The sequence below is a fragment of the Nocardia vaccinii NBRC 15922 genome, from assembly GCF_001613305.1.
GTDB classification, from domain to species: domain Bacteria; phylum Actinomycetota; class Actinomycetes; order Mycobacteriales; family Mycobacteriaceae; genus Nocardia; species Nocardia vaccinii.
This window is the reverse complement of sequence record NZ_BDCC01000080.1, coordinates 38,259-50,855: the sequence shown is the minus strand read 5'-3', so window position 1 is coordinate 50,855 and position 12,597 is coordinate 38,259. Positions and strand designations below refer to the sequence as shown.

12 protein-coding genes are annotated in these 12,597 nt (G+C 66.1%); 3 read left to right on the top strand and 9 right to left on the bottom strand.

All coding sequences use genetic code 11. The annotated features are described in order from the left end of the window. Nucleotides 1-95 precede the first annotated feature (95 nt). From NV1_RS44210 to NV1_RS38435, 3 genes are all read right to left on the bottom strand, one after another. Nucleotides 96-464 carry a hypothetical protein gene (locus tag NV1_RS44210; RefSeq protein ID WP_169813521.1) on the bottom strand — a complete coding sequence of 123 codons (369 nt, stop codon included), beginning with the start codon at nucleotides 462-464 and terminating at the stop codon, nucleotides 96-98. Nucleotides 465-1,254: 790 nt separating this feature from the next. Continuing rightward, on the bottom strand, nucleotides 1,255-1,845 hold the full coding sequence (locus NV1_RS42910) for a tyrosine-type recombinase/integrase (RefSeq protein ID WP_245714148.1): 591 nt from the start codon (nucleotides 1,843-1,845) through the stop codon (nucleotides 1,255-1,257). A gap of 387 nt (nucleotides 1,846-2,232) precedes the next feature. After that, complete coding sequence (locus tag NV1_RS38435; RefSeq protein WP_067903428.1) at nucleotides 2,233-2,691, bottom strand: MarR family winged helix-turn-helix transcriptional regulator; 459 nt, start codon at nucleotides 2,689-2,691, stop codon at nucleotides 2,233-2,235. A 121-nt stretch (nucleotides 2,692-2,812) separates the two neighbouring features. On the opposite strand from NV1_RS38435, the gene NV1_RS38430 reads away from it, so the two are divergent. From NV1_RS38430 to NV1_RS38420, 3 genes are all read left to right on the top strand, one after another. Beyond that, nucleotides 2,813-3,655: an NmrA family NAD(P)-binding protein gene (locus NV1_RS38430; protein ID WP_067903425.1), complete on the top strand. Its 843-nt coding sequence runs from the start codon at nucleotides 2,813-2,815 to the stop codon at nucleotides 3,653-3,655. Between the two features lie 140 nt (nucleotides 3,656-3,795). Beyond that, entirely contained in the window at nucleotides 3,796-4,314 is a 519-nt protein-coding gene (locus NV1_RS38425) for a winged helix-turn-helix transcriptional regulator (protein WP_218027346.1), read from the top strand. A 41-nt stretch (nucleotides 4,315-4,355) separates the two neighbouring features. Further along, on the top strand, nucleotides 4,356-4,535 hold the full coding sequence (locus NV1_RS38420; RefSeq protein ID WP_067903422.1) for a hypothetical protein: 180 nt from the start codon (nucleotides 4,356-4,358) through the stop codon (nucleotides 4,533-4,535). 135 nt (nucleotides 4,536-4,670) lie between these two features. On the opposite strand, the gene NV1_RS38415 is transcribed toward NV1_RS38420, so the two are convergent. From NV1_RS38415 to NV1_RS38390, 6 genes are all read right to left on the bottom strand, one after another. Further along, complete coding sequence (locus tag NV1_RS38415) at nucleotides 4,671-5,852, bottom strand: cytochrome P450 family protein (protein ID WP_245714147.1); 1,182 nt, start codon at nucleotides 5,850-5,852, stop codon at nucleotides 4,671-4,673. A 485-nt stretch (nucleotides 5,853-6,337) separates the two neighbouring features. Beyond that, on the bottom strand, nucleotides 6,338-7,561 hold the full coding sequence (locus tag NV1_RS38410; RefSeq protein ID WP_084526521.1) for a cation:proton antiporter: 1,224 nt from the start codon (nucleotides 7,559-7,561) through the stop codon (nucleotides 6,338-6,340). After that, nucleotides 7,558-8,202: a hypothetical protein gene (locus tag NV1_RS38405; protein WP_157117650.1), complete on the bottom strand. Its 645-nt coding sequence runs from the start codon at nucleotides 8,200-8,202 to the stop codon at nucleotides 7,558-7,560. Before NV1_RS38405 ends, NV1_RS38410 begins: the two co-directional genes overlap by 4 nt. A 49-nt stretch (nucleotides 8,203-8,251) precedes the next feature. After that, nucleotides 8,252-9,742 carry a flavin-dependent monooxygenase QhpG gene (gene qhpG, locus NV1_RS38400; protein WP_067903413.1) on the bottom strand — a complete coding sequence of 497 codons (1,491 nt, stop codon included), beginning with the start codon at nucleotides 9,740-9,742 and terminating at the stop codon, nucleotides 8,252-8,254. 598 nt (nucleotides 9,743-10,340) lie between these two features. Beyond that, nucleotides 10,341-11,447, bottom strand: a complete 1,107-nt coding sequence (locus NV1_RS38395; RefSeq protein WP_169813520.1) for a hypothetical protein — start codon at nucleotides 11,445-11,447, stop codon at nucleotides 10,341-10,343. 117 nt (nucleotides 11,448-11,564) lie between these two features. Next, on the bottom strand, nucleotides 11,565-12,518 hold the full coding sequence (locus tag NV1_RS38390; RefSeq protein ID WP_067903407.1) for a GlxA family transcriptional regulator: 954 nt from the start codon (nucleotides 12,516-12,518) through the stop codon (nucleotides 11,565-11,567). Nucleotides 12,519-12,597: the final 79 nt, after the last annotated feature.

The window sequence follows — 12,597 nt, the reverse complement described above, 5'->3', positions numbered from 1 at the left end:
GTCCGTCAGAGCCGGTGATCGGCCTCCCAACAGATCGGTGATCACTTCATCGTCAGCGCCGCGCGTTTCCTGCAGAAGGCATCAGTCGAGGTGCTCTAGATTTGGGCGTAGCCCCCGGCATTCCACACGGCCCACCGAAATTGGTCTGTGGACAGGGGCTGGCGCGCTGGGATTCGTGGATCCGACGTGGTCGGCCAATAGCAGAAGCCGCAGCGGTGGCAGTACATTCCGGCGCTCCACAGCGCATACGCAGCCGGGCGACCACGAGAGATCAGGCTGTTGCGCCGCACACGATTGCGAACAAAGCCGAACGCTATGAGTGCAGGGCTGCCCAGGGCCACCACATAGCAGATACCGAGGACGATATTGACAATCGTGGTCATAGCAGTGGGGCGATCAACTCCAGGGTGGGTGATCACGTTGCTGACGGCGATGGCCAGAGCGGCGAGCGCTGGGACGGTCATCACCATCCCCACAATCAGCGGACGGACTGTTGATGCTTGAGGCGGCTCATACCTTGTCGCGGCAGCCAATTCGGAGGTACGTGTGTGCTCGGTAACCGAAGTGCCCACGACAGGGACAAGACCGCTGGAGCTGAGACCGACGCCAGAGTAGTACCCGGTGGCGGAGACTGTTGACACGCCAGTGGAAGTCAGTGCGGGAATGCTCTGGACCCAGTCCAGGCGTTCGCAACTGGGGCATGAGATGTCATGGTGCACGGGCGCGTCCCTCGTCATGATCGGTGTTTGCGCAGGGGCCAAGCTCGGGGGTGTGCCTCTCAATGGAACACTCCTAGCCGTCGAATGTCGAGCAATTTCGGAAGTGCGGCTGCGGTTCCTCCGTCTTGATCCGGGCGCGGCGGGCTGCACGCCTTGCGCTCTTGGGGCACTGAGGGCCGGGCGCTCGATTCCGGCCGTTTGCGGGCATCCTGCGCCCCGCGAACTGCTGGAGTTCCCGAACGCTCTGCTGTGCCGGAAGGGCACTCTTCGTGCAGGTCAGGCATCGGATCCAGCGTGCCGACAGTGTGCCAAGACCCGCACGGATGGGGTGGACGGAGCAATACGTGACGGACGCGGCAACCCCTCTGACCTGGACGGGGCCGGACTCCCTGGACACTGGAGCATGATTTCCAGTTCACTTACACACCAGCGGTCGGGGGTTCGAACCCCTCTGCGCCCACTCTGTATTCCCAGGTCAGACAGCCTGTGGGTTGCCCCACGATCGGATGCGTGGGGCATTCGTGGGGCACACGCGTCAGCCGAGGATGCTCCGGACGTTCTCCCGCTGGCTGTCCGCGAGGCTCGCGTAGCGCTGTGTCGTCCGGATCGAGGCATGCCCGAGGAGCTTCTGAACCAGCTGCAGCGGGACACCGGCACGGACGAGATGGCCCGCGTAGGTGTGGCGCAGATCGTGGGGGCGGAGGACAACGACTTGAACCCCGAAGCTGGTGGCGGCGAGCAGCTCGATGAGCCTGCTCTCCTCGGCGTCCAGTTCCTCGGGTTGTCGGTTGAGGGTGGCGTGCAGATCTCTGACGGTGCCTTTCTCGAAAAGCGAGTTGCCATCGTCTACCGGCCACAATTCTGATGAGTCAGGCTGCAGCGCAATGCCAGTGATGAGCGCCCCTTCCGACTGTGTACCCGGACAGTCTGATTGGGCTCGGCTCCGACGGGCTCGACACCATGTTGTCGGCGTAGATATTGCCGCGTGCCACACCGATCTGCATGATAGTTCACTCACCAGATCATCCGCGCCGCAATGACATTCGTAATTCAGTATCCCAGGTTCAACCGGTGCCGGAGTATGCGGAAAACAACGGGAGAACCAGGCAACATGCCACTTCGTCATGCTCGACGCGCAATGCAGCATCCGAGAGCCAACCGGAGACTCGGCATGACCGACCTGCCGAGCCCCAAAGGGCGCACTCGCCTCGGCGTACCGGCCGTACTTCTTGGTCATCGCGACTGCGCACCGCCGGGTAGCTACCCCGACCACGAACCGCTACCGGAGATATGAGTCGGAACCCCGCCAGAACACCCCGAGGCCGACTCTGGCGGCGTGTCCGTCCGCGTAGGTGACTGTCATCTGGACCAGGTCGGGGGTGCGTCGCACGACCTCGATGGGGCGGTGCTGAACACCGTCTGTGTGCCCAGGGTGTGTCGGGCCGTGGATGATGCGGCGGTCTCGGCGCGTACGTCCGTGAATCGGGTTGTCGTACGCGGGTGAACAGCTGACTCAGGCCGGTTGTGGCGCGTGGTTGCCGAGCAACTTCGCCAGCAGAACCTGAAGCTGTCGCCGTTCCGTCGCGTTCAGGCCGGCCAGGAGTTCGTTGTGAACCTCGTCCGCGTACTGCTGCAACTCCTCCAGGCGGCGTTGGCCGGAGTCGGTCAGAACGACGATGTTGCGGCGTCGGTTAGCGGGATCGACTGTGCGACTGACCTGGTCGCCTGCCTCGAGGCGGTTGAGGATGCCGCTGACATCGTTGCGATCGAGCCCGAGACGCCGGCCGAGGTCCGCCTGGCTGAGAGCCCCGTATTCCTCCAGTGTGGCCAGTACCGCGAAGTCGGCACGAGCACCCAACGGCAGTCGCCGAGCGAACAGCCGCGCGCCGAGGGTGGAGACCTTGCCCGCCTGCCAGCTGACGAGTTCGCGCAGCCGGGCCGGAGGATCTGCCGGGTCGTCCGTATCCGCCATGACGCCATCTTAACCGTTGCCTATCCCAACATTGAAAGGTACGTTGGTCTTACCAACGTTGGTTGAACCAACAAATGCCGGTTTCAGTAGAAATCGGCTCCGGTAAAGGAGACGAGTCTCGATGATCCTCATCACCACGGCGGGCAAGGTAGGCGCGGAAGCAGTGCGCCTGCTCACGCAACGCGATGAACATGTGCGCGTCCTGGTCCGCGACCGAAACAGAGCGACCGCCTTGGCGCACGCGGGAGCCGACGTCGTCGAGGGAGATCTGGACAACGCGGCAAGTGTCGACACCGCGATGCGCGATGTGTCGAGCGTGGTGCTGGTCAGCCCCGCGATACCGACCCAGGAACTGACAGTGATCGACAGCGCCGTGCGAGCGAAAGTCGGACACATCGTGAAGATCACCAGCAAGGCGTCGGCCGATTCGGTGGTGCGCCGCCGTCGTGACCAGTACGCGATCGAGCGGTCGCTGATCGCCTCCGGACTGGGCTACACCTTGTTGCGCAACAACGCCTACATGCAGAACTTCCTGATGATGGCGTCCGAGATCGCCACGGCGAACAGCTTCAGCACCGGGACGGGCGATGGGAGGATCGGGCACATCGACGCCCGCGACGTCGCCGCCGTGGCCGCCGAGATCGCGGCTGAGCCCGGCGCACATGCGGGAAAGACGTACTGGCCCACCGGGCCCGAGGTGCTCTCCGCGGCGGAGGTGGCGGAGGTGTTCGGGAAAGTGCTCGATCGGCCGATCACCTACCACCCGATCACCTTCGAACAGCAACGGCACGCGATGCTCACCGCCGGACTGCCCGAGGCCGTCGCGCTCGACAATGCCACGGCGCTCAGCCTGATGGCCGAGGGTGACTGTGACTACCTCACCGACGACCTGCCCATGATCCTCGGCCGGCCCGCACGCCGCTTCGAGCGGTTCGTCATCGATCATGCCGCGGTGTTCGCCTGATACCCACTGGCATCGGTTCGCGGGCATTCGCGGGGCACCGGATCCGCGTATGCCCGTGCTGCTCCCGCGGCCGTTACGTCCCGGCGAGGAAACTGGGCCCCGCACTCCGCGAGGATCTCCTGGCGCACGTCGGACGCGCCGTGGCGCAGGTTCTGCGCAACCGCGGCCCCGATCGACCGCTCACCGCCGACACGTGGACGGTCGTCGTGCTCTACGGCCTCGGCAAAGGCCCTGTGCGCCATGGCGAGTTGATCGAGTTGATCGGCGGCATCTCCCGCAAGGTGCTCATCCGGACGCTCCGGCGGCTCGAGGCGCACGGATTCGTCCGCCGCCAGGTGTATGCCGAGGTGCCGCGTCGCGTCGAGTACGAACTCACCTCACTCGGAGCGACGCTGATCGATCCGATCCACCTGCTGTCCAGGTGGCGAGGGCGAACGGCGACGCGGTTCTCGATGTGCTCGAAGCGAATTCCGAGCCGGTCGCCCAGCACGGCTGAGGCCCTGTTGCGGCACCGGGAGCCCTTTCGGCTGCTACTCGGTACCGGTCCGGTCGTGCCCCGCCGGCAACGGCAGCCCCACCGGGGCGCTTCGCGATACGTGATAACTGTTGCCAGTTATGAAGGCGCACCGAGATTTTCGGAATATGACGACGGTGGCTGAGCTCGATATCCCGTCCACGGTGTGTTCCTTCGGGACACACCGTGGACGAGGCGGCGAATGTGGCGCTCTCGGTTGTGATCTCCGGCAACTCGGTGCCCAGCCACTGCTGGCGGGTTGCTGAAGTGGTGGCGGGGATCGAACGCCGGGCAGTGCCCGAGGCAGCTGTGGTGCGCGAGGCGTTCCGCGATACCTACCCGGTTGCCGGGCTGTCCGTCATGTGATGGCCCACGGATTCGACGGCGACCGCACGCTTTTGGCGGCGCCCGGCGTTCCCGTGTGAGCGGTGGCGCCGACGGCCCGGCGGGCGTTGTCCGGGCCGGCCGGGCCGTTCGAGCGGGTGCTACGGGCGGTGGTGCCTACATCGCCACCTGGTGCGGACGAAGTGGCGCGAAGACCACCGGCATCGCGGTCAGGGCGCGGTGGAACGGGCCGGGACGCCAGGTCAGCTGCTCGGGCCGAACTGCCAGCTGGATTTCACCGATGCGGTCGAAGAGTTGGTCGATGGCGCTCTCGACGGTCCGGTAGGCCACGTCCTTGGCGGGGCACACGTGCGGGCCGGTGCTCCAGGCCAGATGTGAGCGATTGCCGATGCTGCTGGTGGCATCGCCCCGGATGCGCGGATCGTTGTTGCACGCGGCCAGGCTGATGAGTACCGGTTGATCGGCGGGCAGCCATACGCCGTCGATCTGAATCGGTTGCCGCGGGTAGGTGGTGCAGAAGTTCGCCATCGGCGGATTGTTGAACAGCACCTCATCGAGCGCGTCGGTGGTCGACAGGTTGCGGCCGCTGTCGGGCTGGAATCGCGGGTCGGTGAGGATCAGCAGCAGAGCGTTGGCCATGAAGGTGCGCTGGGCCTCGAATCCCGCGCCGTAGAAGCTCATCAGCTGCGCGAATACCTCGATGTCGTCGAGGCCATTGGGGTGGTGGGCCAGGTGTGAGGTGACGTCGTCGCCGGGCTGCTCGCGCTTGAGCGTGATCAACTCCATCAGCGCCCCCCGCATGTCCACCATGCCCTGTTTGGCCTTGACACGGTCGGAATCGAAGCGATCGGCCATGCCGAGGGCCACCCGTGTGCCGATATCGGCAGGGCAGCCGCACATCTGGTTGAGCACCTCGAGTACCAGCGGGAATGCGTACTGCATCACGAGATCGGCGGATCCGCTCTCGCAGAACGAGGTGATCAGCGGGATCGCGGCATTCTCGACCATGTCGAGGATGGAGTTCTGGTCGATGTTGTCGATCGCGATGACCGAGGGGTCGCGATAGCGCCGGTGGGTCGCGCCGGTGTTGTAGCGGGCCGCCGGCAACCACTCCATCATCGGCCGGACCGGCGAATCCGCGGGGATGGACTTCTGCCAGACGCGTGGATCGGATGGGAAGTGGTCGGGATCGTTGAGGATCTGGACCGCGGTGCTGTAGCCGATGACGAGAGTGGCCGGCACATCGGGGGCCAGTTCGACGGGGACCAGGGTGGAATGCGCTTGGCGCATCCGGTCGTACGTGTCGTCCGGCTTGCTGACGAAATCGGGGGTGTACATCGGGAATCGGAAGTCCGAGTCGGCGTCCGGGGACGGACCGCGGTGAACAGGACACATTCCGGAAGCCGTGGTGTACGGATCGGGGGCGGGCGATTGCGGTGTGGTCAAAGACGTGACTCCGGGCGATTAACGGAAATATGGCGATATCCCCCCCGAGCGCGACGGGCCGCCGCGCTCACGTGGGTAGCGCGAGGACTACCGCGTACCGGCACCCATCGACAGCAGTGCTGAACCATTCTGCGGTACTTGGCGCTTCGCCCACCCAAGCAACATAGCAGCGACGACAACGGCGGGCTTGCCGAGGCGGCAATGGAATCCACGGCCGATGGGCAGGCCGATACCGCGAGGACATCCTTGCCCGCGGCCGCGATCGGCCCGTATGCGATTGTGTCGCAGCATATTACGCAGTACGACGGTGACAATTCGCGGTCCACGCTCGGGGGCGAGTCGACGACACGGTGGGGAACACACTGCTGTGCAGTAAGTTACGGGGGAGTAGGCGTCTCGATGGCAGCTACCGCGGCTTCGGTCACGACGGGGCCACGGGCGGTGCCGAGGAGTCGCAGAATCGGTGCGGTCGAAGCGGTCGTCACGAGCGCCATCACCACCAGCAGTGAATACAGTTGCGGCCCGATCAGTCCGGTGGTCAGGCCCACGGACAAAATCACCAGCTCGGTCAGTCCGCGGGTGTTGAGCAGCGCCGCCACCGCGGCCGCTGGTCGCGCCGGCATTCCGGTCAGGCGGCCGGCGACGTAGACGCTACCGACTTTCCCCAGCACCGCGGCGGCGATGATGACGACGAGTTCGCCGATCGCGGTCGAGTCGATCGAACTCAGGTCGACGGCCAGGCCCGCCACGACGAAGAACCCGGGCAACAGAATCGCGCTGAGCACCCGGACCCCGGACTCCACCGCCTGGCGGCGTTCGCGGGGGAAGATCACTCCGAACGCGAAAGCGCCGAAGATCAGGTGCAATCCGATCCATTCGGTGATCGCCGCGACGGCCAGCGCGCCACCGACGCCGAGCACGATCATCGTCTGAGCGGTGCCGGCCTGCGAGACCCGCCCCAGCATCGGCCGCAGACCCCACCACATCAGCCCGACGAGCGGGATCAGCAGGATCAGGCGCCACGGGGCGCCGCCCGGGTGGGCCAGCGCCAGGATCACCGCCAGCACCACCCATGCCATGATGTCGACCAGGGCCGCGCATGCCAGGCTGAGTTGGCCGATCTCGGTGTGCACCAGATTGCGGTCGTGCAGGATCCGCGCCAGCACCGGGAAGGCGGTCACCGCCAGCGCACAGCCGATGTAGAGGGCGAAGTGCAGCCGGTTGCCGGTCTGGTAGCGCGCCAGAACGGTGACCGCGATGCCGCTTCCCAGAACGAACGGCGCCACGTAGGCCGCCGCCGACACCGCGGGAATCGAGCGCCGCGCACCGGTGAAGATGCCGCGGTCGAGTTCCAGGCCCGCGACGAACATGAACACCGCCACTCCGATGTCGGCCAGCAGTACGAGGGAGGGGCGGGCGGACTGCGGGAACAGCATCGAGGACAGGTGGTGCCCGATGATGGTGGGGCCGGCCAGGATTCCGGCCGCGATCTCGCCGATCACCGGCGGTTGGCCGAGCTTCTCGGCCAACCAGCCCAGACTGTGGGCCGCCACCATGATCAGGACCAGATCCAACAGGATCGTGACGATGACGTCATTCACTCCGGAATCTCCTCGGGCCGGAGGGTCGTGCGGAATTCGGGTTCGTCGCGCAATTCGGGTTCCGGCAGCCACACCATGGCGCGTTCGGCCGGGACGATGTCCGGGTTGAACGCCTCGCGGATCCAGCACGCGGGGCGGTCCCCGAGTGACATCACGTATGCCCTTGCCGCGCAGGCCCGCCCGTCCGGCCACGTCCGGGTTCCCGCCCACATGATCCGGCGGCGCTGGGTCAGGCCGCGGGCGATCAGTCCGTGGCCGATCGGGGTGCGCGGATCGGCCAGTCCGCTCGTCCCGGCCGTTCGCGCCACGGCCGCAACGTAATTGATCGACACCGTCCTTTCGGTGCTGACCAGGCGCGAGTGCCGGATCAGAGCTCGGTCGGCTGCGCGCAGCCGCAGCACATCGATGATGAGGGCCGGCAGCGTGATGGCCGGGATCTCGTCCTGGCGCATCACCAGCACGCTCAGATCGCTTGCCAGGTGGCGTTCGAGCGCTGTGGTCGTGATGCCCTCGCTCGTGAGCAGTGCCCGCGTCATCGGGTGGTGGAATCGCTCGATCGACGCTGCGGTGTTCATCCGGGACCCCGGCCCGCTGGGCGTCGGTTCGCCCAGCGGGCCGGGGGCGGAGTGGGTGACCGTCACGGCCGACTCCGTCTATCGGTTCGCATCGGAAATTCCGGTGGCCGCGCCGCTAATGCGCGTCTGCCGCGTCGTGGCGCGGAGGAAGGACCGGCTGGGCCACCGCCTCCCGCTCCGCGTCGGTGCGCGGGTGGGTGGTCAGACCGAACGGTTCGGTGGTGATCCGCAGCTCGCCCATATCGGTGTCCGACAGCGGGTCGCGCCAGTGGTCCCAGACCGGCGACATGTCCAGGCCGCCCATGTATTTGATGTTCACCCCGTCGACATCGGGGGCGGTATCCAACCGCTCGGCCTCGGAGACGATGACGTCGGTTCCGGTCAGCTCCTGCGCGCCGCTCGTCTCGCCGACGTCGGTGAGCCCCGCCATGATCCGGGTGAACGATTGCTCCGGCGAATCACCGTCGTGCACATCGGTGAGCCGGTGCGCGTGCGCGAAGTACTCCTCGGATCCGATGTAGTGCTCGTACATGCGTGACACCAGCGACAGGAAGCGCGTGTAGGCGCGGCGGTAGGTGTACTCGTAGTACGCCAGGGCGTCGGTTTCGCTCATCTCCCCGCGCAGTGTGGTCGCGATCGCCGCGGCGGACACCAGACCGGAGTAGGTCGCCAGGTGCACGCCGGTGGAAAGCAGCGGGTCCAGGAAACAGGCCGCGTCGCCGACCAGGACGTAACCGGGTCCGCAGAACCGGTCCGCGACATACGAGTAGTCCTGTTCGGCCTTGACCTCGGCGACCTGCGTCGCGCCTTCGAGCATCTCGCTCATCGGCTTGCTGGCCGCGATGGAGTCCAGATAGAACTGCTGAGAGTCGCTGCCGCGCAACTTCTCCGCGGCCAATCGCGCGGACACCACATACCCGACGCTGTTGCGGCCCCCCGCGAGCGGGATGTGCCAGAACCAGCCACCCTCCTCGGTCGAGACCACGTTGATCGCGCCCTCGGGGCTGTCGGGATGCAGCTGCGAGCCGGTCCAGTACGACCAGACCGCGACGTTGCGGAATGCGGGATGTTGGCGGCGGATGTCGAAATGCTTGGCCAGCACGCCGTCTCGGCCCGTGGCATCGACGAGGAAGTCGAATTCGAGGGTGTGGACGGTGTCGTCGCCGGCCCGCACCCATTCCGCCGCGGTCGGGCGTTCACCGTCGAACACGATGTTGGTGACCTTCGCCTGCTCGATGACCCGCGCACCCTGGTCCGAGGCGTTGCGCAGCAGCAGATCGTCGAACGTGGCCCGGTCGACCTGCCAGGACCACGCCTCGGCGTCGACCAACTTGGACCAGTCCAACAACCAGGTGTCGTTCTGCCACTGGAAGTATCCGCCCCGCTTGATCTGGAAGCCGTGTGCGGCCACCTTGTCGTAGGCGCCGGACACCCGGAGGGTGGACAGGCACGAGGCAAGCAGTGACTCTCCGATGTGGTACCGCGGGAAGGTATCCCGCTCCAGGAGAGTCACTTCCACTCCCGACCGCGCGAGCAGCGCGGCGGCGGTCGAACCTGCCGGACCTCCGCCGACCACCAGAACGTGTGGATTTTCCTTGTTCCCCATGACAACTCCCTGGAACGTGCGAACAAGATCGTGCGCCGCGGGTAGCGGCGGAATCGAACCCGAGTCATTTGTCGGAAGACGGAATCCACAACCTCCGTTGCCGTTGGTTAACTGCTCGACGGCGCACGGGGAATCAGCCTAACAGGTGGTCTTGAAACTGCTAGGGAAACAGTGATTTATGTTGCAATCGCAAATGTACGAATGATAGCTGAGAATTAGCTCATAGGGCATAGCGGAACGACCGGCGTTGACACGCGAACAGAGCGTCACGACGGTGATCAGTGAATTACTTTGTGGCAGTAGTGATTTCCGAGAATCGCTCGATACGAGCGCGCAGGAGGCTCATGGAAGAGGCCGCGATCACGATCGGTACGCCATACGTCACCCCGCTTTCCAGCTCATCCATAGTACGACGGATGCCCGTTTCCGGATGGCGCAGCGCGGAATTCGGACGCGTGCGGGGATGTCTGCGCTGGTCGGGTGGCCGAGTAGATCCCTTGCGGGGGAGGGTGATTGCCGTGCGTCCGCGAATCCCGGTGTGCGGCGGAGGCGGGTCAGGACCTCTGACGTGCCTCCGCCGCGGGCGGAGCCCGAGAAATTATCCGGTGGACGCCCCGGCGGTCAACTGCGCCATCGTTCTCGCGGCCCGCTGTGCCTCGGCAACATTGCAGCGGCCGAGGCCGCATGCGGTCGCGACCCCGTAGGCGGGGCGGCCCGCCGCCTCCTCGAACAGCTGCAGCCCGTGAGCGCTGTCGGCATCGGATTGCGGCGACACCACACCGGCGATGATCTTCCACTCCGGGTCGAGTCGCCGCAGGGGTGCGTAGAACCCGGGGTCCTGCGGAGCCGGTGCACTGCCGTACGCGCACGGAATGTGCACGGCGGGAAAGGGAGTTCCACTGGTGAGCAGGTGCCGGGCGGTGTGATTCAGCAGCGTGACCGCGGGGGCGAGCGATCGCGGGCTGAGCAGCGACTCGTGCTGGTAATCGCCGTAGCAGAGATGTACGACACTGTGCGCACCGGTCTCGTGGATTCCGGTGAGCAGTCCGGCGAGCTGGCGGGACAGCAGCGGTGCGGCCGCCCACTTCGACCCCAGCTGTTCGGCCTTGACCATGCCCAGCAACGCGAATGGCGATTCCACCTGCCAGACCACCCGGTCGCCGTAGCGCTCGTTCACCGCCCGGATCTCCTCGATCACGGCCTCGGTGAACACCGGCAGCGCCCGCAGCGCGGCCATGATGAGATTCGACCGCCGCAGCGCCGGACCGAGTGGAAATCCGGTCGACACCGCGGCGCCGGCGAATACGAACATCGCGAGATCCAACGGATTGGGTTGGCTCAGTTGCAATTTCGTCTGCGCGAACTCCGGGCGCGCGGCGCGTAGCGCATCGAAGGCGGCGACCACGGACCCGATGCGCTCGAGCCGGTCCATCGACACGTGCCGCGGCTCCAGCTTCGTCCCACGGCGCAGGCCGTAGCTGGGAAAGTCGCTGTAGTCGGCGTATTCGCCGCCACGGACGATCTCGAAGACGTCATCGTGTTTGCCGCGATCGCGCAGATACTGCATGATCCAGTCCGGATCCAGGTCGCAGGGCAACCCCGTCGGATGGCCACCGCTGTTGTCCGCGAACCAGCGCAGCACCGCACCATCCCCGGTCATCAACTCCTTCGGAACACTCCCCACAAAATGCGCATACCTGGTCATGGACCCTCCTCGCTGTTCCGTTTTGCCCGATAACATTCTCGGCTGAATCGGTTGCCCGCGAAAGGATTTCCGGGGAACTGGCAGGTCGGCGCGGTTGCCGCGGTCTTGCGAGGCTGGTCATCTGCCGACCTCCCACGTCTTGCGGTACGCATCCGGAGTGGTGTGCAGGACGGCGTGGAAGTGGCGGCGCAGGGCGTGGGCGGTGCCGAATCCGGAGTCCTGGGCGATGCGGTCCACCGTGTGATCGGTCCGCTCGAGGAGTTCCTGGGCGCGGGCCAGGCGTTGGCGGTGCAGCCAGGTCTGCGGGTTCGTGCCGAGTTGGGATCGGAAGCGGCGGTGCAAGGTTCGCACGCTCACCCCGGCGTGCCGGGCGAGGTCGTCGATGCCGATGGGGCGGTGCAGATTTCCCAGCGCGAAGGATACGGCCCGGTCGAGGTATCCCGGTGTGCTCGGCATCGCCGGAGGCGGGATGTACTGGGCTTGGCCGCCGTCGCGGTGCGGTGGAGTGACCAGTCGGCGCGCGAGCGTGTTGGCGACGGTGGCGCCGTAGTCCTTCGCGACCAGGTACAGGCACAGGTCCATTGCCGCCGACTTGCCCGCCGAGGTCAGCACCCGGCCCTCGTCCACGTACAGGACGTTGGGGTCGACCTCGACGCGTGGGTGGCGGCGGGCGAGGGTTTCGGCATGCAGCCAGTGCGTAGTGGCGCGTCGGTCGTCGAGCAGGCCGGCGGCGGCGAGTACGAACGCGCCGGTGCACAGCGACACGACCCGCGCGCCGCGGCGGTGCGCCTGTCGCAACGCGTCCACCAGGTCGGGGGGTGGAGTGAGATCCAGGTCGTGGCAGGCCGGTACGACCACGGTGTCGGCCTCGATCAGTTGCTCGTACGTGTGTTGCGTTGCGGTGACGAACCATTGGTCGACAGCGGTCGTTCCGGACGCGCAGACACGGAAGTCGTACCAGCCCCGGCCCCGGGTGAATTCGGACCGGTCCGTTCCGAAGATCGCGCACGGGGCAGCCAGCTCGAAGATCCCTACCTGCTCGCTCACCGCGAGCGCCAGAACGTGCGGCATGTCCGAAAGTGTACCTATAGTGTCCGATCGGTCACTTGTGACCGCCGGGGATGCGGGCTGAACTGAGGTCATGGTATCC

What these genes read in the sequence shown, in the direction of transcription:
- NV1_RS44210 (WP_169813521.1), bottom strand. Translation starts at nt 464, where the DNA reads ATGACCGTCCCAGCGCTCGCCGCTCTGGCCATCGCCGTCAGCAACGTG.
- NV1_RS42910 (WP_245714148.1), bottom strand. Translation starts at nt 1,845, where the DNA reads ATGACGAAGTGGCATGTTGCCTGGTTCTCCCGTTGTTTTCCGCATACT.
- NV1_RS38435 (WP_067903428.1), bottom strand. Translation starts at nt 2,691, where the DNA reads ATGGCGGATACGGACGACCCGGCAGATCCTCCGGCCCGGCTGCGCGAA.
- NV1_RS38430 (WP_067903425.1), top strand. Translation starts at nt 2,813, where the DNA reads ATGATCCTCATCACCACGGCGGGCAAGGTAGGCGCGGAAGCAGTGCGC.
- NV1_RS38415 (WP_245714147.1), bottom strand. Translation starts at nt 5,852, where the DNA reads ATGTACACCCCCGATTTCGTCAGCAAGCCGGACGACACGTACGACCGG.
- qhpG (WP_067903413.1), bottom strand. Translation starts at nt 9,742, where the DNA reads ATGGGGAACAAGGAAAATCCACACGTTCTGGTGGTCGGCGGAGGTCCG.
- NV1_RS38395 (WP_169813520.1), bottom strand. Translation starts at nt 11,447, where the DNA reads ATGACCAGGTATGCGCATTTTGTGGGGAGTGTTCCGAAGGAGTTGATG.
- NV1_RS38390 (WP_067903407.1), bottom strand. Translation starts at nt 12,518, where the DNA reads ATGCCGCACGTTCTGGCGCTCGCGGTGAGCGAGCAGGTAGGGATCTTC.